Origin of the sequence: Azoarcus sp. CIB, from assembly GCF_001190925.1 — a bacterium.
In the GTDB taxonomy this organism is placed as follows: domain Bacteria; phylum Pseudomonadota; class Gammaproteobacteria; order Burkholderiales; family Rhodocyclaceae; genus Aromatoleum.
Window position 1 is genome coordinate 5,098,951 of record NZ_CP011072.1, and the last position, 21,426, is coordinate 5,120,376.

Consider the following 21,426-nt stretch of genomic DNA (forward strand, 5'->3'; position numbering starts at 1 on the left):
GCATAACCAATCATTGGATATCTCAATGACCACTCCGTACCTCTCGCCCACCGCGCTGATCGACAGCGACCACCCCGACGTCCTCGCCTTCGTGCGTTCGCAATGCCGCGGCAACGACGTGCGCGAGCGCGCGGTGTCGCTGTACTACGCCGTACGCGACGGCTTCCGCTACGACCCCTATCGCATCGACCTGTCGGAAACCGGGATGAAGGCGAGCAGCGTCATCGCCACGGGCTCCGGCTGGTGCGTGCCGAAGGCCACGCTGCTGGCTGCCGTGTGCCGCGCGGCGGGCATTCCCGCGCGCCTGGGTTACGCGGACGTGCGCAACCACCTCAGCACCGAACGCATGCGCCAGACCATCGGGTCGGATCTGTACCGGTGGCACGGCTACACGGAGATCCTCATCGACGAGGCGTGGTGCAAGGCCACGCCGGCGTTCAATCTCGCGCTGTGCGAGCGCTTCGGATTGCTGCCGCTGGAATTCGACGGCCGCAGCGACTCGATCTATCACGCCTTCGACCGCAGCGGCAACAAGCACATGGAGTACGTGCACCAGCGCGGCCATTTCCCCGACGTGCCGCTGTCGCTGATGGCCGCAGATTTCCGCACGCATTATCCGCTGTGGCTGGAGCAGGCCGAGCAGCTGCGGGCGGCGGATTTCCTCGCGGACGTAGAAAGGGAAAACCAGCCCGCGTAGGCGCGACCGCGCGGCGGGCAATCTCCGCCGCGCAGCCATCCGTGTGACGCGGTCGAGGTCACAAGCTCCGCGCGCCGCGCTATGCTTCCGGCGTAGCCACTGCCGGAGCTGCGCATGCCGGAGCAGTCCGCCCCTCCCCCGCTCGTTGCGTCCTCTCCGCGCCCCATCTTCGAAGCGCGCGGCCTCACCAAGATCTACCAGATGGGCGAGGTGCGCGTGGAAGCCTTGCGCGGGGTCGATCTCGACCTCGTCGCGGGCGAGCTCGTCGTGCTGCTGGGGCCGTCGGGGAGTGGCAAATCGACGCTGCTCAACATCCTCGGCGGGCTGGACACGCCGACCAGTGGCACCGTGCGCTATGCGGATCACGACCTGACCGTGGATGACGACGCGGCGATGACGCAATACCGGCGCGAGCATGTCGGCTTCGTGTTCCAGTTCTACAACCTGATCCCCAGCCTGACGGCGCGCGAGAACGTCGCATTGGTGACGGAGATCGCGCCCAATCCGATGACGCCCGAAGAGGCGCTCGCGCTGGTGGGGCTTGCGCAGCGCATGGACCACTTCCCGAGCCAGATGTCGGGCGGCGAGCAGCAGCGCGTGGCGATCGCACGCGCGGTAGCGAAACGGCCGCAGGTGCTGCTGTGCGACGAGCCGACCGGGGCGCTGGATGCGCAGACCGGGGTGATGGTGCTGGAGGTGATCGCGCGCGTGAATCGCGAGCTGGGCACGACGACGGTGGTGATCACGCACAACGCGGTGATCGCGGCGATGGCGGACCGCGTCGTGCACTTCGGCGACGGCCACGTCGTGCGCATCGAGCGCAACGCGAGTCGCAAGGCCGCGTCCGAGCTGAGCTGGTAGCGATGCGCGCGATCGACCGCAAGCTGTGGCGCGACCTGTGGCACATGCGCGGTCAGGCGGTGGCGATTGCGCTGGTGGTGATGTGCGGGGTGGGCACCTACGTGATGTTCCTGTCCACGCTCGGGGCGCTGCGCGCGACGCAGGAGGACTATTACCGCGAGTACCGCTTCGCGGAGGTGTTCGCGACACTGAAGCGCGCGCCGGAATCGCTGCGCGCGCGCCTGGCGGCGATTCCCGGCGTCGAGCGCGCGGAGACGCGCGTGGTCGAGCCGGTGCGGCTCGACATGCCGGACTTCCCCGAGCCGGTGAGCGCACGCATGGTGTCGCTCGCGGACGATGCGCCGCACGGCCTCAACGGCCTGCACCTGCGCGCGGGGCGGCTGCCGCTGCCGGGGCGGGCCGACGAGGTGGTCGTGAGCACGCCGTTCGCGAAGGCGCACGCGCTGCACCCGGGCAGCCGCTTCCACGCGATCCTCAACGGACGGCAGCAGGCGCTGACGGTGGTCGGCACGGCGCTGTCGCCGGAGTTCGTGCAACAGCTGCGGCCCGGCTCGGCCTTTCCCGACCCGAAGCGCTACGGCGTGATGTGGATGGGGCGCGAGGCGCTCGGGCAGGCCTACGACCTCGACGGCGCGTTCAACGACCTGGCGCTGAGCCTGCGGCCCGGTGCCGACGCCGCGGACGTGATCGACCGCGTCGATGCGCTGATCACGCCCTTCGGCGGGCTGGGGGCCTACGCGCGTAAGGACCAGCTCTCGCACCGCTTCCTGAACCAGGAGCTGGATCAGCTCGGCACGCTGGCGACGCTGTTCCCGACGATGTTCATGGGTGTGGCGGCCTTCCTGCTGAACGTCGTGATCAGCCGGCTGGTGACGATGCAGCGCGAGCAGATCGCGACGCTCAAGGCCTTCGGCTACGGCAACGGCGCGGTGACGGCGCACTACCTGAAGCTCGTCGCGGTGATCGCGGGCAGCGGCATCCTCGGCGGCACCGCGCTGGGCGCGTGGCTGGGGCACGCGCTGTCGGGGATCTACATGGAGTTCTACTACTTCCCGTGGCTGCGCTTCAGCCTGCAGCCGATGACCGTCGTCGAGGCCGCGGGCGCGAGCCTCGCCGCGGCGGGCGCGGGGACGATCGTCGCGGTGTGGCGCGCGGCGAGCCTGAAGCCGGCGCAGGCGATGCGCCCCGAACCGCCGCCGCGCTACCGCGAGACGCTGGTCGAGAAGCTGGGGCTGAAGCGATGGCTGTCGCAGCCCACGCGGATGATCCTGCGCCACATCTGGCGCAAGCCGCTGAAGTCGGCGCTGACGGTGCTGGGCATCGCGCTCGCGTGCGGAATCATCCTCACCGGCCTGTTCCAGCGCGACACCGTCGGCTACATGATGAACGTGCATTACGGCATGGCACAGCGCGAGGACCTGTCGGTCGCGTTCACGGAGCCCACGGCCTACCGCGCGCGCTTCGACCTCTTCGGCCTGCCCGGAATCGAGCACGTCGAGGCGTTCCGCGCGGTGCCGGTGCGGCTGCGTCACGGCCATCTCGAATATCGCACCAGCATCCGCGGGATCGAACCGGACGGCGACCTGCAGCGCCTGCTCGACACGGCGCTGCGGCCGGTCGCGCTGCCCTCCGAGGGCATCCTGCTCACGGACCATCTCGGCAAGATGCTGGACGTGCGCACGGGCGACCGCATCGTCGTCGAGGTGCTGGAAGGCAACCGGCCGCTACGCGAGACGATCGTCGCCGGGCTGGTGAAGGAATACCTCGGCGTGTCGGCCTACATGGATCTGGCGGCGCTGAACCGCTTCATGCACGAGGGGCCGACGATCTCGGGCGCGTGGCTCGCCGTCGATCACGCGCATCTGCAGGGGCTGTACGCGCGCCTGAAGTCGCTGCCGCGCGTCGCCGGCGTGGCCGAGCGCGTGCAGGAGATCCGCAACTTCAACCGCCTGATGGACGAGACGATGCTGTTCTTCACCTACGTGTCGACGGTGTTCGCGGTGATCATCGCCTTCGGCGTCATCTACAACAGCGCGCGCATCGCGCTGACCGAGCGCGGGCGGGAGCTTGCGAGCCTGAGAGTGCTGGGTTTCACGCGCGGCGAGATCGGCTACATCCTGCTCGGCGAGTTGGGCATCCTGACGCTGGTCGCGATCCCGCTCGGGCTGTGGCTGGGCGAGGGGATGTGCTACTACATCGCGCACACGATGCAGACGGATCTCTTCCGCGTGCCGGTCGTGCTGGTGCCGCAGACCTACGCCTTCGCGGTCGCGGTCGTGCTGATTTCGGCGGTGCTGTCGGGCCTGGCGGTGCGCCGCCGCCTCGACCGGCTCGACCTCATCGCGGTATTGAAGACAGCGGAGTGATGACATGAAAACCAAGGTGAAATGGCGCCGCCAGATCGTGTTCATGCTGATCGTCGCGGCGATCGCGTGGGGCCTGTACGCAGGCTTCCGGCCGCAGCCGGTGGTGGTCGAATTCGGCGAGGCGGTGCGCGCGCCGCTGCGCGTGGCGGTCGAGCAGGAGGGGCGCACGCGCGTCGGCGACCGCTACGTCGTGACCGCGCCGGTGGACGGCTACGCGCGGCGCATCGAACTGGATGTCGGCGACGCGATCGAGGCCGGCGCCCCGCTCGTCGCGCTGGAGGCGTCGCGTTCGGCGGTGCTGGATGCGCGCCGGAGCGCGGAGGCCGAGGCGCGCGTCGCGGCAGCGCAGGCGAACCTCTCGGCGGTCGAGCAGCGCGTGAAGGCGGCCGAGGCCGGCGCGGCGCTCGCCGGCAAGGAACTCGTGCGCATGCGCAGGCTGCGCGCGGCCGGCCACGTGACGGGCGAGGCCGAGGACCGCGCGCTGGCCGAGGACGAGCGGGCGGGCTCGGATCTGCGCTCGGCCCGCTTCACGGTCGCCACCGCACGCCACGAACTGGAGGCCGCGCGCACCGCGCTCGGGTATGCCGCGGCCGGCGGCAAGAGCGAGCCGGTGCTCGTGCGCGCGCCGGTCGCGGGCCAGGTGCTGAAGATCCCCCGCAAGAGCGAGGGCGCGGTCGAGGCCGGCCAGCCGCTCGTCGAGATCGGCGACCCGCGCGTACTGGAGGTCGAGGTGGATGTGCTCTCCGCCGACGCGGTGCGCATCCGCCCCGGCACGCGCGTGCTGTTCGAGCGCTGGGGCGGCGACGGCGCGCTCGAAGGCAAGGTGCGCGTGGTCGAGCCGGCGGGGTTCACGAAGGTATCGGCGCTGGGCGTCGAGGAACAGCGCGTGTGGGTGATCGCCGACTTCACGTCACCCGCCGGGCAGTGGCAACGCCTCGGCGACGGCTACCGCGTGGAGGCGAGCTTCATGCTGTGGGAGGGCGAGGACGTGCTGCAGGTGCCCGCGAGCGCGCTGTTCCGCGACGGCGACGGCTGGGCGGTGTTCGCCGTCGAGGACGGCCGCGCCGTGCGCCGCCGCGTCGACACCGGCCAGCGCAACGGCCTCGCCGCGCAGGTGATCGGCGGGCTGAAGGAAGGGGACCGGGTGATCGTGCATCCGGACGACCGGCTGAGCGATGGGGTGAAGGTGAGCGGGCGGTGATAGCGCGTCCGAATGCTACAAACGTAGCGCGGAAAAGCCAAAGGCGCCTTCCGCCGCATGCGATGGCGACTCAGCCACCCCGCTCGCCAGCCACGACGTCGACGGCTCCCTGTCCGGCCCAATCAATCGCATAAACACGACGCGCTACGCAGCGGTGAAACGACGAATACGGCCAGTCCCGCACACACGTCACCAGTCCATGCTTCACGGGATTGATATGCACGTAATCCATATGCGCCCCATAGTCACCATCGTCGCGGATCGTGTGCTCCCAGAATCGCCGTTGCCAGATACCCCGCTCGCCTCTTGCCACACGCACCGGGGACAAGCGTTCCGTTTTCGGAAGAGCCTTTGCGAATGCAATCTTGATGGCCTTCCAGCGTGCGGAGTAATCGTTGTCCCCGGGCGGCAAAGTCCAGATAGCATGCATGTGATCCGGCACCACGACCCATGCGTCGATGTGAAAGGGGCGGGCGCAGCGCACTTTTCGGACGGCTTCTCGTAGGACGTCGATATGCGCGACCAGAAGTCCGCTATTGCGCTCGAGGAGATTGACGGTAAAGAAGTAGGTCCCGCCAGGGACCCGGTTGCGACGATAGTCCGGCATTCCGTCATTATGCAGATGGATTCATTCGGCGGAAGGCGCTGCGCTTTTCCGCCCTACGTTTTGTGCGCGTGTTGAAATGCCCTCTACGCCGCTACAACGCGCGTCACGGACAATTTTTGTAACGGCCGGAGCGGCCGTCTATACCACGCTAAAAGATCCGGGGGGCAGTCACCATGACTGAAGCGATTCTCGCCATCAAACGTTGGGGCAACAGTCTGGCCGTACGTCTGCCTGCAGTTGTGGCGCGCGAAGCTCGTCTTGAGGCCGACCAGCAAGTGAGGATCACGGTCGAGAACGGCCGCGTCGTCATCACCCCGCTCTTGCGAGAGAACCCGAGCCTCGAACAGCGGCTTGCGCGTTTCGACCCGCAGCACCATGGCGGCGAGGCCATGACCGGCCCGCGCTCGGAGCCGAACAACGGCGAGCACGCCCGCCAAAGCGGTGTGGCGCCGGCCCCTCAGGACATCATGACGCTGCGCCGCAGCCGATAAAGTTCGTGCCGCGGCGCATCCAAATTCGTCAGTGCTGTCTTGTGCTTGGCCCGCCTCCGGTCAGGTTTCGATCCTGATGAGTTTGTCCGCATGACCCTTTCCGACCCACTCCGGCCGTACCAGTTGTCGACGGGGCAATGGCAGCTTTCCGAGTGGACCGGCCATAGCTGGACGCGAGGCTTCTTACTACTCTGTAGATTCTCTTTCCACGTTCTCCACTCAGGAAATCGCAACAGGTGTTCGACGCTCGACAATGCTCAATGCAGCATCCACCGGACAAGCTGTCTCATGACTGGCGGGTCCTTCGTCTTTGGTAGACTTCACTTGGCGACAGCCCTCCAAGAAATTGATCTAGCTCCTGGTGAGAAAATTCGATTTGTCCAAATACGCGCTCCAGGTCCTTATAGAAAGCGTCCGAGGTTGGTCTCTTAAAGTGAAGTCGATTGAAGAAATTGAGTCTTCGATAGAGGTCGGCCTCTTTCACTATGTTGGAATGCACGTCCTCAACTCCCGCCAAAAAATCCCCTACCGTGTCAAGTACGTCACTTGCCTTCTCAACATCCCCTTGGGAAATGCTGAACAAATCAAGTTCAAGCGCCCGCGGACCGATTTCGAGCGCGTATCAGTGATGACCATTCGAGGTCGAAGACATTTTTCGCTTCCGATCGGGTCGTTCACGGGCTGTTGCCCCCCGTTTTCGCTCCTTGGTGTCCCATCAGGACGCACCTCGGGCATGAAGCGCCAACAACGGTCGGCGCGCCAGGAACAGATTGGCCAGGCCGAAGAGCGAGAACAACTGAGCTTCGTTCTTCGCCAGCCCGCGGTAGCGGGTCTTCTTATGCTTGAAGAGGTTCTTGACCACATGGAACGGGTGCTCGACCTTGGCGCGAATGCTCGCCTTGACGCGCTCAAGCTTCTCGAGAAGCTTCCCCAGCCGGTTGGCCGGCAATGCCTTGCGCTTGCTGCGCTTCATGGCGACGTGCCAGGTCACCTTGGTGCCCCGGTTCTCTTCGCGCTTCTCGACGCCCTGATAGCCCGCGTCACCGAGCACCTCCGTCTCCTTACCGTGCAGCAGCTTGTGCGTCTGGCTCACGTCGCTCACGTGGGCGGCCGTCGCGACCACCGCATGCACCAAGCCTGACTCGGCATCGACGCCGATGTGCGCCTTCATCCCGAAGTACCACTGGTTGCCCTTCTTTGCTTGGTGCATCTCGGGGTCGCGCGCCTTGGCGCGGTTCTTGGTCGAGGGCGGCGCAGCGATCAGGGTGGCATCAACGATGGTGCCCTCGCGCATCATCAGGCCCTTCTCGGCGAGATGCGTCTTGATGACCTCGAAGATCTTGCGCGTAAGCCCGTGCGTCTCCAGCAGGCGGCGGAACTTCAACAGCGTGGTCGCGTCGGGCGCCGCTTCCCGAGCCAAGTCGATGCCGACGAAGCCGCGGATCGCCTGGCTGTCGTAGATCGCGTCCTCAATCCCTTCGTCCGACAACCCGAAACACTGCTGCGCCACGTACATCCGCAGCATCCGTCCCACCCCGATCGGCGGGCGCCCGCGACCCGCGCCCTTCGGGTAGAACGGCTCGATCTCGGCCTCCAGCGCCGACCACGGCGTCACCGCCTCGATCTCGGCGAGGAACCGGTCACGCCGCGTCTGCTTCTTCTTGGCGGCGTACTCCAGCTCGGAAAAGCTCGATTGCATCGGTTGAGGTCCCGTTGTGGCTCAGCAGCGGCCATTATCTCAAAGGCATCCCACCAGCCGGGCGGTGGCGGACGAATAAATCAGTGGCTCCCTTGGGCGATTTTTATGCCTGCGGCGAGCGGCCTAAACACGGCGATCGCTGATCGAGCAACAGGACCACGGGAACGTGGGATTGGCTCGTCACTCTGCCCAAGGCCTCTTAGTAGCTTTTCGATCTCACTTACCACCCGCTCCGCTCGTCGCTGGTCTATGACTAACAATTCATTGCAGAGTGATCGATATGTTGCCGTTACTTCCGCGCGCATCTGCGCGATAGCCAATAGTATGCCTTCTGGCATCCCGGAACTTGCAGCCGATATCGCAGAAGCTAAGAACAGCGGCGCAAAATGCAACAACTCGCGATGCCGACGTAGTGATGAGCTCAGAAAACGTCTTCTTAGGGCCGAGTCGTAGTGGTCAATGAATTCTGCCGTAAGGGCGGGCTTGGACCTCTGGTATTGCTCGAGTACAGCGGCTGCCTCGCTCTTTCCATGGACTACTGTGGCTCCTAACCTCGCTGCCGCGCTATTTACTTTGTCAATGTAGGCAATCGAACTCCAGCTCAATTTTCCAATGACAGGATGCGGTAACTGACTATAAATTCGAAGAATTCCATTCACTTCGACGTCGTACTCATTTCCGAGTCGGGTCAAGGAAATTTTCTCGTGCCAAGGTGAATTCGGATAGTCGCGGATCGAGAGGTTGCAGTTAAAAAAATCCCACTTCAAGTGCTTTACTAGGAGCTCTTGTGCTCGCTCTTCTCGCGTCTTCGGTGCGTTTGCGAACCGAAATGTCGGCCGATGACAGTCGAGGTAAACAATTTCATCGAACAAGATCGTTGCGTCGGCAAGGAGCGTGAGAGCCTCTAATTCGTAGAGATCCAATGGCCCCTGAGGCGCCAGACATGCGAATAGTGCAAGCTCACATGCTGTGGGTTCCAATACACAGGAACGATGCGTGTCGGACACGGCCATTTCAATCTCCTCAAGCACATTGTTCTAAGCGGCGCTTGCGGCAATAGGGACACGACAGCCCCAAAATTCGGACGTTTCCTGTAGTCTAGTCCACGGCAAACCTGATTCTCTCCCCAGCTTCGGGGCCGGTCTGAAGTAGAAATATCCGACTCGTGATTGGGTCGGCGTTGCTCGAAAACTGCCATTTATGACCGAGACACATAGTCGTTGCACGACTCGCGGCAAAGTCCGACGACGAGACGAACCCCATAGGGTGGCGAACGTCAGCTACAGGTGTGGAGTTACAGACCGACTGACCGGTCCGGGTTGCGGATGAAGGACCGCTCCTAGCCATTTGCTGTCCTGTCAGCTGCTTGAAGCAGGCCGGATCAAAGTCCGACGCTTTCCGGCCACAGGAAGTACGGGCCGAATTTCGGGCTCATGCGGAATTCGCCGCCGGCCTCTTTGCCCTTGGCGGTGATGTAGTGCTTGCCGTCGCGCAGTTCGAGCAGGCCGCCGGTGACGAGGCGGTCGAGGAGATCGGCGGTGCGGAGGCCCAGTTTCTGCGCGAGTTTCGAGGTGGTGAGCTTGTCTGCCTTCTCGGCGACTTCTTCACTCTCGGCCTTGCCGTCGCCGTCGGCCCGCGCTTCGGTCGTCACGCGCTCCAGCGTGATGCGCACTTCGTCGCTGATGCGGATGATGCGCTGCGCTTCTTCGTAGGTGTCCTTGTAGAGCTCCGCGTCGTCGTTGCGGCGGATGAGGACACCCATCTCGTTGTTGTTGACCTGGCTGAACTCGTAGAGGTTGAGGCTGGTGATGATGGCCAACTCTTCGTTCAGGTAGCACTTGGCGTGCAGGTTCTTGCAGAAGCTGGTGCGGACGTAGCTCAGTTCCTTGAGCCAGTTGATTTCCTCGGGCTGCAGCTCGCTCTTGCCATAAACGATGCGCACGTCGATCTTGAGCCTGTCCTTGTCGGCCAGGAGCTCCTTCATGCGGTCGTTGAGCTTGAGGAAGGGGCTGATCAGGATCAGGCGATCCTTGGCGGTCTTGATCAGTTCTTCGAGGAAGTAGTTGGTGGCGCTGGTGTTGAGGAACTTGGCCATGTCGCGAATCCGTTCTCCGTTGTCATCCGTCGCCATTCGATCGGATGGGGCACGGGGTCAACGGGCTGCTCGGACGATGACTACGTGTTCATGTCGATGGCGTTTGCAGGTGCATTTTACATTCGCACACATATGACATCGAAAGAAAAATGCGGGCCAGGGCGAGCACGGGCCTGCGAACGGCGTTGGCAGGGCTTCGACAGGTTCAGCCCGAACGGCATTTGCTTACCGGGGTTGTAGGACGAACGACATGGGGAATCCTGCCGCTTGCGCCCCGCACTACGCGGCTTCAGGTGGGTTCGCGCACCAGCGCCTCGGCGCTCCGCGGGACTTTCGCCATTGCGGTCTTGCCCTTCGCGGTGAGGAAGGGTTCGACGAGGAGCAGCAGGCCTTCCTCGACGTATTCGGCGAGGCTGAAGCGGTCGACGAAGGCCCAGTGCTTGAGCGCCCAGGCGTGGGCGAAATTGACGATCTGGTAGCACAGGAGATATTCGTTCACCGGCCGCATGAAGCCGCCGGCCGTGCACGCACGGATCGATTTCTCGATCATGCGGTTGGTGCGCGTCTCGCCGTCCTTGATCAGCACACGCCGGTCCGCGCGCAGCGACTTGGTCGAGCGGTAGGCGAGCACCGTCGCGTCGCGCTGGGCGTCGACGACCGCGCAGTAGGCCCACACCGCGTGGCACAGGCGCTCGACGGGATGCGTCAGGCCTTCGATCTGCCGCGGAATTTCCTGTTCATAGGTGTCGAGCACGTTCTTCAGCGTCAGGAACAGGATGTCGTCCTTGTCGCCGAAGTACTGGTAGATCAGGCCGGTGCTGACCTTGGCCTCGCGGGCGATCTGCAGAATCGTCGTCGTGTAGTAGCCCTGCTCGGAAAAGAGCTTGGTGGCCGCGCTGATGATCTGGTGACGGCGCTCCTCGACCAGCTTGGGGTCCGTCACGACGCTTTTGACGCTTTCTGCTGAACTCATGTCCATTCCCTCGGGTGAACCATTGCCACAACTTTCCGGCATCGGGCCGGACGCCGTATTGTGCCACCGGTGCAGCCGGGTTTCCGCCTCCCAAACTCTCGGGCGAACTGCCGTAGGGCGGGAGGAGCACAGCGTATCCCGCCAATCCGCTCGCCGAGGCGCGTCCAAACGCCGCGTGGCGGGATGCGCTGCGCTCCTCCCGCCCTACGGATCCATTCCTCGATCAAGGAGCGGAGATACCTGAGACTACGATTCCATGCACGACCATCCTGTTCCGGGCACTACTGCCGGTTCAGGAAGGCCCGCACGCGCTGCTGCGTTTCGCCGTCGGCCAGCAGGGCGGCGCTGCCCGCAAGTTCGACTTGGTAGCCGTCTTCGTCGCCCTCCACCGCGACCGTGATGCAGCGCTTGCACTCGGACAGGGCCAGCGCCGGCAGCGCGGCGATGCGCGTGACGACTCCGCGCGTGAACTCTTCCAGTTCGGCGGCCGGGGCCACCCAGTGCGCGCAGCCGAGCTTCACGGCGTCCACGCCGCCGACGACTTCGGCGCCGAGGATCAGGCGCCGCGCGACGGCCTCGCCGCAGATGCGCGTCATGCGCTGCGTGCCGCCCGCGGCCGGGAGCAGGCCCAGGCGCGCTTCGGGCAGACCGACCTTGGCGGAGTCGGCGACGACGCGCAGGTCGCACGCGAGCGCGAGCTCGAAGCCGCCGCCCATCGCCGCGCCGCCGATCTCGGCGACGGTGACCTGCGGCAGGCGTTCGAGGCGGGCGTAGAGCTGCTGCATACGCCGCGTGATGGCGATCATCTGCACGCGGCCGGCCTCGGTGGCGAAGAGTGAGCCGATCACGTCGAGGTCGGCGCCGGCGCAGAACACGCGCTCGGCGCTGCGGATCCACAACACATTGACGCGCGGCGTGTGCTCGAGTTCGGCGAGGATGCGGTCGAACGCGGCTATCCATTCCTCGTTGATCGCATTGACCGGCGCGCGGCACAGGGTCACGGTCGCGACCGAATCCTCAATCCTCAGCGAAATCATCAGGATGTCCTTGGGAGCTGCGGGCAGTTCGAAAAATGGGGCGTCGCCGGCCTCTGCGCACATCGGAGGAGACATCGTTGGCAGGATCGCAGCGGCCGTTGACGCGACGCCCCCGGGAAACCGGCCGGCGCGTGGCTGCACGCGCACGGCCGCACGACAAGGCGCATCCGGGCCGCGGGGACGGCCGCCCGGCGCGCCGAAACGTCAATTACCTTCGAACTTCGGCACCTGCTTGTTCACGAAGGCGTTGTAGGCGCGCGTGAAATCCTCCGTCTGCATGCAGATCGCCTGTGCTTCGGCTTCGGTCTCGAGCGCCTGCTCGATGGTCTGGTTCCATTCCTGGTGCAGGCACTTCTTCGTCACCGAATGCGCGAAGGCCGGGCCGTTGGCGAGCGACAGCGCCATCTCCTGCGCCTTCGCCAACACCTTCTCGGCCGGCACGACGTCATTGAAGTAACCCCAGGCGCGACCCTCCTCGGCGCTCATGGAGCGGCCGGTGTAGAGCAGCTCGGAGGCGCGGCCCTGGCCGATGATGCGCGGCAGGATGCTGCACGCGCCCATGTCGCAGCCGGCGAGGCCCACACGCACGAAGAGGAAGGCGGTCTTCGCCTCGGGCGTCGCGTAGCGCAGGTCGGAGGCCATCGTGATGATCGCGCCGGCGCCGGCGCACACGCCGTCGACCGCCGAGATGATGGGCTGCGGGCAGTTGCGCATCTCCTTGACCAGATTGCCGGTCATGCGCGTGAAGGCCAGCAGGCCGGTCATGTCCATCTTGGTCAGCGGGCCGATGATGTCATGCACGTCGCCGCCCGAGCAGAAGTTGCCGCCGGCGCCGGTCATCACGACCGCGCGCACGTCCTCGGCGTACTGCAGCTTGATGAAGGTGTCGCGCAGTTCGGCGTAGCTCTCGAAGGTGAGCGGATTCTTGCGCTCGGGGCGGTTGAGGGTGATGGTCGCGACACGGTCGGCGACTTCGAGCTTGAAGTGTTCCGGACGCCATTCGGCGGCTTTGAGCTTGTACATGAGATTCTCCTGGGAGTGGATTGCGTGCTTGCGTATTGCGAATGAACAATCACTCATCCGGCGAGCGTGAGACCGCCGCTGACGCTGATGACCTGACCGGTGATGAAGCTCGCGCGGTCGCTGGCGAAGAACAGCACGGCGTCGGCGAGCTCGGACGGCTTGGCGAGGCGGCGCATCGGCGTGGCTTTGACGAAGGCTTCGCGGTGCTTCTCCGGCACGGCCTGCAGCAGGGGCGTGTCGGTCGGGCCGGGGCACACGCAGTTGACGTTGATGTTGTAGCGCGCGACTTCGCGGGCGAGCGACTTGGTGAAGGCGATCGCGCCGCCCTTGGCACCCGAATAGACGGTCTCGCCGAGGCTGCCGACGCGACCGGCGTCGCTCGACACGGTGACGATCTTGCCCGAGCCGCGCTCGATCATCTGCTGCAGGAAGGCATGCGACACCGCAACCGGCCCGAGCAGGTTGAGGTCGATCACCTTGCGCCAGAAGTCGGGCGTGTTCTCCATGAAGGGCTGGATCTTGCCCCATCCGGCCACGTTGGCGACGATGTCGACCTGGGGATGGCGGCGATAGGTTTCGTCACGGAAGGCGTGAATGGAGTCGATGTCGGTCACGTCCAGCCGGACGAAGTCGACGTCGAGGTGTTGCTCGGCGAGCATGCCGGCCGCAGCCGCGCCCTTGGCCGCGTCGATGTCTCCGATCACGACCTTGGCACCCGCCCGCGCCAGCGTCTCCGCCGTCGCATACCCGATCCCCGATGCGCCGCCGGTGACGACGGCCGTTTTGCCTTGCAGGTTCATTTGTCTGTCTCCTCATTCACCAGTCAGTCGAGTCTGGGGCGCCTTCGCTTCCGCCGCCCCGTTATCTGTTTGCTGCAGCGTGCCGTTTCCGGTTCCGCCAGCAGTTGAATGAATGATCGTTCACTCGATCGACTTAGTCAACCCCTTTCGCGAAAATCGGAAGAATCCCATGAGCACCGTGTCCGCTTGTTATGAAGCGTTGTCACGGGCATTCAAATGCCCGACGCATGCATGCAACCTGCCGGAGATCCGGCCGTTTGAAATGAATGCTCAATCAGTTTCGTAGGGCGGGAGGAGCCGAAGGCGGATCCCGCCATGCAGCGGGTGAGTATGCCCCCGGCTGCGGGGTTGGCGGGATACGCTGCGCTCCTCCCGCCCTAAGTCCGTGCGTATCCGACCGGGGCGCAGGCCGACTGGCGGCCGGGCGCCCTACAGCCGCCCGGCCTTGAGCAGCTCGCGCAGACGGAACTTCTGGATCTTGCCGGTCGCAGTACGCGGCAGCTCGTCCACGAAGCGCACCGTGCGGGGGCATTTGTAGATCGAGAGGTTCGCCATCAGGGTGTCCTGCACCTGGGTGGACAGGCGCGACTGGCTTGCCGAGGGGTCCTTCGGTACGGCCACGAGCACGAGGCGCGTGAGGCCGTCCTCCTGCGGCACGCCGACGACGACAGCCTCTGCGATGCCGGGGGCGGTCATCGCGCACCCCTCGATCTCCGACGGACTCACCCACTGGCCGGAGATCTTGAGCATGTCGTCGGCGCGGCCGTTGTGATACCAGTAGCCGTCACGGTCGAAGCTGAACATGTCGCCGGGGAAATACCAGCCATCGCGCAAGGACTTCGCCGTCTGTTCGGGCAGATTCCAGTAGCCGCGGAACTGCGAGGGCGTGCGGATCGCGATCTGACCCGGGATGTCGGGCTCGACGACGTCCGCGCCGGCCTCGTCGACCAGGCGCACTTCGGCCCAGGGCACGGGCTTGCCGCAAGAGCCGGGCCGTTGCGCGCCCGCGTCATTGACGAGGAAGAGGAAGATCGTCTCCGAGGCGCCGATTCCGTCGATGAGGGGCTTGCCGGTCGCTTCCAGCCAGGACTGGTACAGCGTCTCGGGCAGCTTCTCGCCCGCCGACAGGAAATGGCGCACGTTGCGGAAGCCCTCACTCGCGCCTACCCCCTCGCGCAGCAGGTTGCGATACATCACCGGCGTGCTGAAGAACAGCGTCGGGCGGTGGGTGTCGACCACCTCGATCATGCGCACCGGGTCGGGCCAGCCGGCCGCGACGATGACCGTCGCGCCGCAGCGCAGCCCGCCCATCATGGAATGGCCCAGCGCCCAGCCGAAGAACATTTTCGACGTCGCGAAGATGCGATCGCCCGGGCGTACACCGAAGTATTCGGCCTCCATGCGGTCGGCGATCAGCACGCAGCCGTGAGAGTGCATCACCGCCTTGGGCCGTCCCGTCGTGCCCGAGGAATACACCCAGAAGGCGATGTCTTCGGGCGCCGCAGGCTCGGATGCCAGCGTGTCGGGCTGCCCCGCGACGAAATCGTCGAGCGCCATGCCGATGCGTTGCGGTGCACCGCGCACGACGACTTGCGGCGGGTCGGCAAGCTCGCCGGCGATTTCCTGGTAAAGATGGGCGAATTCCGCATCGACGAACAGCAGGCGACAGGCGCTGTCCTCGATCACATAGCGCACGTCGCGCGGTGCGAGCCGCACGTTGAGGGCTACCGCGACGGCGCCAATGCGCATCGCGCCCAGGTAGCCCGCGACCATCTCGGGCGAATCGTCCATCAGGAAGAGGACACGCTCGCCGCGCCCGACGCCGTGCGCCTTCATGGCGTTGCCGGTGCGATTGACCATCGCCTCGAGTTCACCGTAGGTGACGGAACGCGCGCCGCCGACGATCGCGGGCTGGTCGGCGAGACCCTGCGCGAGGGGAGGGCCGATGATCTCGTCGGCGGCGTTCATCGCGCCGCAGCGCGCACTATTGTCAAAACTCATATCTGCTCCAGGACGACCGAAGGGGTCCCCGGCGGGGCATGCCGGGGCGCAAGGCGGGCCGCAAGCCGCTCAGTTCTTGAGAAGGGACTGGGCTTCAGCCAACAACTTCTGTCCGTCATAGCCCTTGGCGCTGACTTCCTTGACCCAGTCGGCCGTGACCGACTCGGACGCCTTCTGCCACTTGCCCACCTCGGCAGCAGGCACCGTGTAGAAGGTGTTCTTGCGGTCGACGCCCGCTTGGCGCCCGGTCAGCGTCGCCTCGTCCCAGATCTTGCCCGCCCATGCGGACACTTCCGGGCCGCTGTTGGCGTCGATGACCTGCTTCAGCTCGGGCGGCAGGCTGTCATATTTCGCCGGGTTCATCGCCAGGATAAAGGTCGTCGTCGACAGCAGCGGCAGGCTGGGGTCGGTTTCGCTGTGAAACTTGACGACCTCCTGGACCTTCATCGCCGGCACGACTTCCCAGGGGATCATCGCGCCGTCGATCACGCCCTTGGCGAGGCTCTCGGTGACCATCGGCACCGGCATCGGTACCGGGGTGGCGCCCAGCGCCGCGACCATCTTGGTCGCCAGTCGCGTCGGCGCGCGCAGCTTCAGTCCTGCGAGGTCGTCGATCGTCTTGACCTGCTTCTTCGTCGTGTGCAGCGCCATGCCCGAGATGACGTGGAACACCAGCGGGCGCACACCCTTGAATTCCGCGGTGGCATTCTTCGTCGCGTAGGTCCACAGCGCGCGGCTGGACTTCTCGCCCGAGCTGCCCATGAAGGGCAGTTCGAACACCTCCGAGACGAGGAAGCGGCCCGCCTGGTAGCCGGGCACCGCCCAGACGATGTCGGCGACGCCGTCCTTGGCCTGGTCGAAGAGCTGCGGCGGCGTGCCGCCCATCTGCATCGCGGGGTAGATCTGGCACTTCAGGCGCCCGCCCGATTCGGCGCCGATCTTGGCGCACCAGGGTTCGAGGAACTTGACCTGAGTGTTCGATGACGGTGGCAGGAAGTGATGCACGCGCAGCGTCACGACCTTGTCCGACTGGGCCTGGGCGGCGCCGCCCGCGAGCAGCAGGGCGGCCAGCAGCGGCTTGAGCAGTTTTCCGGTGTTCATTCGCGTCTCCTCTTTGTAATGGAAGGCCGGCCTCGGCTTGTCAGCCGCCGAAGGTCCGGACCAGGTAAAGCGATATGGCGGGAAAGAACAGCAGCAGTGTGATGCGCACGACGTCCGATGCGAGGAAGGGCATCACCCCGCGGAAGGTGTCGGTGAGCGGCACGTCCTTGGCGGCCTTGTTGATGATGTAGATGTTCATGCCGACCGGCGGATGCACGAGGCCGATCTCGACCACCATCAGCACCAGGATGCCGAACCAGATCGACTTCTCGTCCGGGGTCAGGCCCCAGAACTCCAGCCCCATCACCATCGGATAGAAGATGGGGATAGTCAGCAGGATCATCGCCAGCGCATCCATGACGCAGCCGAGGAAGACGTAGATCAGCAGGATCGCGGTGAGCACCAGCAGCGGGGACAGGCCGCTGTCCTTGACCCAGTTCGCGAGCTCGGCCGGCATCTGCGTGAGCGCAAGGCCGGTGTTGAGCATGTCGGCGCCGAGCAGCACGAGGAAGATCATCGCGGTGGCCTCGGCGGCCCCGAGCACGCTCTCCCGGATGCCTTCGGCACGCATGCCGCCGGTGACGACCGCGAGGATGCCGCAGGCCGCGGCGCCGATCGAGGCCGCCTCGGTCGGGTTGGCCCAGCCGCCGTAGATGCCGACGATGACGACGAGGAAGATCAGGGCGACCGGCGTGACGTTGGCGATCGAGCGCAGCTTCTCCGCCAGCGGCACGTGGGGGCCGGCCGGACCGGCCTCGGGCTTGAGCGTGACGATGATACGGATCACCAGCATGTAGCCAAGCATGGCAATCAGGCCCGGCAGCACCGCGGCCATGAAGAGCTTGCCGATCGACTCCTGCGTGAGCACCGCGTAGATGACCAGCGGCACCGAGGGCGGGATCAGGATGCCGAGCGTGCCGCCGGCAGCCAGGGCGCCCGTCGCCAATGCACCCGAGTAGTTGTAGCGCTTGAGCTCCGGCAGCGCGACCTGGCCCATCGTCGCCGCGGTCGCGAGCGAGGAGCCGCAGATGGCGCCGAAGCCCGCACAAGCGCCGGTCGAGGCGATCGCGACGCCCCCGCGCCAGTGCCCGACCAGCGAGCTCACGCAGCGGAACAGCGCGCGCGACAGGCCGCCGTGGGTCGCGAACTGGCCCATCAGCAGGAACATCGGGATGACGGCCAGATCGTAGTTGGAGAGCCGCGCATAGGCGAGGTTCTTCAGCGTGTTGAGGAAGGGATTGATTTCGCCCCCCATCATCGTCAGGTAGCCCGCTGCGCCGACGAGGAACATCGTGATGCCGATATGCACGCGCAGCACCAGCAGCACCAGCAGCACCGCGAACATCGTCGCGCCGATCGCAATACCGCTCATTTTTCACCTCCGATCATGACGCGGAAGCGACGGCCCGCGGTGTACAGGCTGGTCGCTGCGAACAGCACGAAGGCCGGCACGATCAGCGCGATCGAGATCCAGCCCGGCCAGCCCAGCATCAGCGAGGCCTCGCCCGATTCGTAGGACGACACGGCCGCGACGCCTGTCCGCCACGCGATGAGCAGCGCAACGGCACCCATCAGCAGCGCCGCGAAGCCGTCGAGGAAGGCGCGCCCGCGCTGCGGCAGCCAGTGTGTGAAGAAGTCGACGCGCACGTGGCCGTCGACCATCTGGCAGTACGAGAAGAAGGTCGCCGACGCCACGGCCGCGCCCATCTGCAAGACCTCGAAATCGCCCGGCACGGGCAGTGCGAACAGCTTGCGCCCGACGATGGACACGAGGGACATGCCGATCAGCAGCATGAAGATCGTTCCCCCCATCAGCGCGGATACGCGGCTCGCCGCGTACAGGCGGCGGCCCCACGGCCCGTGCGGCAAGGCTTCAGGGTGTGCGACATGCTTGATCGAACCGGGTTCGAGCTGGACGCCGGCGTCCTCATTCACGCCCTCCTCCTGCTCTGCGCTTGTGGCGCCGCACACCTTGGCGGGCCGCAGCCCGGCGGCGCTGGCCGCGTTCAGGCTCACTACGCTTGCATGCATGGTTTGTCTCCTCCTCGTGCGTTCAACTGGTTGAACGTTCACTCATTAGACATGCCGAGAAAATGGGAGCGTGCGGCGGGCGCCGTACGACGCCCGCCGCGATCCCTTGCCAGGCTCAGACGGCCTGTTCCTGCTCCCAGGCGGAGAGGGTCTGCCGGGCGATAATGAGCTGCTGCACCTCGGTCGCCCCCTCGTAGATGCGCAGCGCGCGGATCTCGCGGTACAGGCGTTCGACCGGGTGCTCGCTGACGACACCGCAGCCGCCCCACAACTGCACGGCGGCATCGATGACCTGCTGCGCGGTCTCGGTGGAGGTCATCTTGGCCATCGCCGCGGCGCCGGTGATGTTCTTGCCCTGGTCGCGCATCCACGCGGCGCGGTAGGTCAGGAGCGCGGCGGTGTCGACGTGGGTCGCCATCTGCGCGAGCTTGGCCTGCGTGATCTGGAAGTCCGCGAGTTTCTTGCCGAACATGTCGCGCGTGGTCGCACGGCGCAGGCCTTCGTCGAGCGCGCGGCGCGCGAAGCCGAGCGCGGCGGCGGCGACGGAAGTACGGAAGATGTCCAGCGTCTGCATCGCGACCTTGAAGCCCTGCCCCGGCGCTCCCAGCAGGTTTGCTGCGGGCACGCGACAGCCGGTGAAGCGCAGGCGTGCCAGCGGATGCGGGGCGATCACGTCGATGCGCTCGGCGATCTCGAAGCCGGGCAGATTCGCCTCCACGATGAAGGCCGACAGCCCGCGTGCGCCCGGCGCCTCGCCCGTGCGGGCGAACACGACATAGAAGTCGGCGATGCCGCCGTTGGAGATCCACGTCTTCTCGCCGTCGAGCACGTAGTCATTGCCGTCGCGACGCGCGCTGCACGCCATCGCCGCGACGTCGGAACCGGAATCCGGCTCGGACAGCGCGAAGGCGGGGATTGCACGGCCGGCAGCAACTTCGCTCAGGTACTTGCGCTTCTGCGCATCGGTGCCGTGCAGCGTGATCGCCCCCGAGCCCAGCCCCTGCATGCCCAAGGCGAAGTCGGCGAGACCGGAATGGCGTGCCAGCGTCTCGCGCAGCAGACACACGGCGCGCGTGTCGATGGTGTCGTGCCGGCCGCCGTAGGCAGTGCCGCCGACCATGTAGCGCAACCAGCCGTCAGCACCGAGTTTGCGCACCAGCTCACGGCAGGCGTCGTCCAGGTCCCCGTGCGGGTGGCCGTCGATGTGCGCGGCGGCCCAGGCTTCAAGCTCGACTTGCATGCCGCGGTGGCGCTCTTCGAAAAAGGGCCACTCCAGATAGCTTCGATCACTCATCTTTGCGTCTCCTCTCGGGTCGGTGCGCCGGTTGCGCCCGCCCTGCTCCTTATGGTTTCTGTCCGATGCGGCGCCCGCTCGGGCACTGCGTTCCTCCCCCTTCAAGGGGGAGGTCAGGAGGGGGATGGGTTTCAGCGACGGCTGCTAGACCCATCCCCACCCCAACCCTCCCCTTGAAGGGGAGGGAGTTGCCGTACCAATAACTCCGTCGCCCCCTTGCGGGCTGCCTCACATCACCTCGCCGCCGGACACCGAGATCGCCTGACCGGTGATCGCATCGGAGCCCGGCAGGCACAGCCACAGCACCGCATTGGCGACCTCCTCCGGGCGCACCAGTCGACCTTGGGGGTTGTGCTTCGCCAGCTCGGCGAGCGCCTCGGCTTCGCTGCGGCCCGTCTTCTCGCGGATGTTGGTTACCGCGTCGCGCACGATGTCGGTATCGGTATAGCCGGGACACACGGCGTTCACGGTGACGTGCTTGTGCGCAAGCTCGAGTGCCAGCGAGCGCGTCAGGCCGATGACGCCGTGCTTGGCGGCGCAGTAGGCGGTGACGTAGGGGTAGCCCTTCTCCCCCGCGGTGCTGGCGACGTTGATGATGCGGCCCCAGCCCGCCGCGAGCATGTCCGGCAGCGCGGCGCGGGTCGCGAGATAGGTGCCGGTGAGATTCACGGCCAGCATCTGCTGCCACAGCGCGCTTTCGGTGCGCAGGAAAGGGGCGCTGCCCGCCTGGCCGGCGTTGTTGACCAGCACCGCGACCGGGCCGAGGCGTTTGGCGGCGGCGGCAAAGGCCGATACCACCGATGCCTCGTCGGCGACATCGACAGCCTCGCAATGCACTTCGCAGGACTCGCCGCCGAGCGTACGCAGCACTGCGGCCCGCTCTTCGAGCTGCCCGCGGTTGCGTCCCATAAGCGTGAGGCGTGCGCCCTGCGCAGACAGCGCCGCCGCGATCGCGGCACCGATACCGCGGCCACCGCCGGTGATCACCACGTGTTTTCCAGCGAGGGCACGACCAGAATCTGCCGTCATCACATCCTCCACTTTCGGTTGCCCCTGCCGGGGCGAGAACGCGGCGTTTCCAGTATCTGAAGTACGCCGCCGTTCGGTGAATGAATACTCGTTCATTTTGGTAGTGGCGTCAACGGGAAT

At 65.7% G+C, this 21,426-nt stretch carries 19 protein-coding genes; 5 read left to right on the forward strand and 14 right to left on the reverse strand.

The annotated features are described in order from the left end of the window. Window positions 1–25 precede the first annotated feature (25 nt). From AzCIB_RS22900 to AzCIB_RS22915, 4 genes are all read left to right on the forward strand, one after another. The gene (locus tag AzCIB_RS22900) at window positions 26–697 is read left to right on the forward strand and encodes a transglutaminase-like domain-containing protein (protein WP_050418015.1); all 672 of its coding nucleotides are present in this window, start codon (window positions 26–28) and stop codon (window positions 695–697) included. A 114-nt stretch (window positions 698–811) separates the two neighbouring features. Beyond that, window positions 812–1,558 (forward strand): ABC transporter ATP-binding protein, encoded by a 747-nt coding sequence (locus tag AzCIB_RS22905; RefSeq protein ID WP_050418016.1) that lies wholly within the window; start codon window positions 812–814, stop codon window positions 1,556–1,558. Window positions 1,559–1,560: 2 nt separating this feature from the next. Next, entirely contained in the window at window positions 1,561–3,924 is a 2,364-nt protein-coding gene (locus tag AzCIB_RS22910) for an ABC transporter permease (RefSeq protein WP_050418017.1), read from the forward strand. A gap of 4 nt (window positions 3,925–3,928) precedes the next feature. After that, window positions 3,929–5,125 (forward strand): efflux RND transporter periplasmic adaptor subunit, encoded by a 1,197-nt coding sequence (locus tag AzCIB_RS22915; protein WP_050418018.1) that lies wholly within the window; start codon window positions 3,929–3,931, stop codon window positions 5,123–5,125. Window positions 5,126–5,195: 70 nt separating this feature from the next. On the opposite strand, the gene AzCIB_RS22920 is transcribed toward AzCIB_RS22915, so the two are convergent. After that, a complete protein-coding gene (locus tag AzCIB_RS22920; RefSeq protein WP_050418019.1) occupies window positions 5,196–5,732 on the reverse strand; it encodes an REP-associated tyrosine transposase in 537 nt (178 codons plus the stop codon). 173 nt (window positions 5,733–5,905) lie between these two features. On the opposite strand from AzCIB_RS22920, the gene AzCIB_RS22925 reads away from it, so the two are divergent. Then, entirely contained in the window at window positions 5,906–6,223 is a 318-nt protein-coding gene (locus AzCIB_RS22925; RefSeq protein WP_083447110.1) for an AbrB/MazE/SpoVT family DNA-binding domain-containing protein, read from the forward strand. A 715-nt stretch (window positions 6,224–6,938) separates the two neighbouring features. Here the strand turns inward: AzCIB_RS22925 and AzCIB_RS22930 are convergent. The 13 genes from AzCIB_RS22930 to AzCIB_RS22985 all read right to left on the reverse strand — a co-directional run bounded on the left by AzCIB_RS22930 (window position 6,939) and on the right by AzCIB_RS22985 (window position 21,306). Further along, a complete protein-coding gene (locus AzCIB_RS22930) occupies window positions 6,939–7,922 on the reverse strand; it encodes an IS5 family transposase (RefSeq protein WP_021444719.1) in 984 nt (327 codons plus the stop codon). Window positions 7,923–8,002: 80 nt separating this feature from the next. Next, the gene (locus AzCIB_RS24345) at window positions 8,003–8,935 is read right to left on the reverse strand and encodes a hypothetical protein (RefSeq protein ID WP_157058550.1); all 933 of its coding nucleotides are present in this window, start codon (window positions 8,933–8,935) and stop codon (window positions 8,003–8,005) included. A 368-nt stretch (window positions 8,936–9,303) separates the two neighbouring features. Further along, a complete protein-coding gene (locus AzCIB_RS22935; protein WP_050418020.1) occupies window positions 9,304–10,017 on the reverse strand; it encodes a phospholipase D family protein in 714 nt (237 codons plus the stop codon). Window positions 10,018–10,306: 289 nt separating this feature from the next. After that, complete coding sequence (hbdR, locus tag AzCIB_RS22940) at window positions 10,307–10,996, reverse strand: HTH-type transcriptional regulator HbdR (RefSeq protein ID WP_459561946.1); 690 nt, start codon at window positions 10,994–10,996, stop codon at window positions 10,307–10,309. Between the two features lie 275 nt (window positions 10,997–11,271). Continuing rightward, window positions 11,272–12,027, reverse strand: coding sequence for an enoyl-CoA hydratase/isomerase family protein (locus AzCIB_RS22945; protein ID WP_050418522.1), 756 nt, complete (start codon window positions 12,025–12,027; stop codon window positions 11,272–11,274). 204 nt (window positions 12,028–12,231) lie between these two features. Then, window positions 12,232–13,050, reverse strand: a complete 819-nt coding sequence (locus tag AzCIB_RS22950) for an enoyl-CoA hydratase family protein (RefSeq protein WP_050418021.1) — start codon at window positions 13,048–13,050, stop codon at window positions 12,232–12,234. 53 nt (window positions 13,051–13,103) lie between these two features. Further along, entirely contained in the window at window positions 13,104–13,850 is a 747-nt protein-coding gene (locus tag AzCIB_RS22955) for an SDR family NAD(P)-dependent oxidoreductase (protein ID WP_050418022.1), read from the reverse strand. 429 nt (window positions 13,851–14,279) lie between these two features. Beyond that, window positions 14,280–15,851 carry a 3-hydroxybenzoate--CoA ligase HbdA gene (hbdA, locus tag AzCIB_RS22960; RefSeq protein WP_050418023.1) on the reverse strand — a complete coding sequence of 524 codons (1,572 nt, stop codon included), beginning with the start codon at window positions 15,849–15,851 and terminating at the stop codon, window positions 14,280–14,282. Between the two features lie 69 nt (window positions 15,852–15,920). Next, complete coding sequence (locus AzCIB_RS22965; RefSeq protein ID WP_050418024.1) at window positions 15,921–16,952, reverse strand: TRAP transporter substrate-binding protein; 1,032 nt, start codon at window positions 16,950–16,952, stop codon at window positions 15,921–15,923. A gap of 40 nt (window positions 16,953–16,992) precedes the next feature. Next, a complete protein-coding gene (locus AzCIB_RS22970; RefSeq protein WP_050418025.1) occupies window positions 16,993–18,324 on the reverse strand; it encodes a TRAP transporter large permease in 1,332 nt (443 codons plus the stop codon). Continuing rightward, the gene (locus tag AzCIB_RS22975) at window positions 18,321–18,983 is read right to left on the reverse strand and encodes a TRAP transporter small permease (RefSeq protein WP_050418026.1); all 663 of its coding nucleotides are present in this window, start codon (window positions 18,981–18,983) and stop codon (window positions 18,321–18,323) included. Before AzCIB_RS22975 ends, AzCIB_RS22970 begins: the two co-directional genes overlap by 4 nt. Before the next feature lie 115 nt (window positions 18,984–19,098). Further along, complete coding sequence (locus tag AzCIB_RS22980) at window positions 19,099–20,277, reverse strand: acyl-CoA dehydrogenase family protein (protein WP_050418027.1); 1,179 nt, start codon at window positions 20,275–20,277, stop codon at window positions 19,099–19,101. A 228-nt stretch (window positions 20,278–20,505) separates the two neighbouring features. Further along, window positions 20,506–21,306, reverse strand: a complete 801-nt coding sequence (locus AzCIB_RS22985) for an SDR family NAD(P)-dependent oxidoreductase (protein ID WP_050418028.1) — start codon at window positions 21,304–21,306, stop codon at window positions 20,506–20,508. Between the last annotated feature and the right edge of the window lie 120 nt (window positions 21,307–21,426).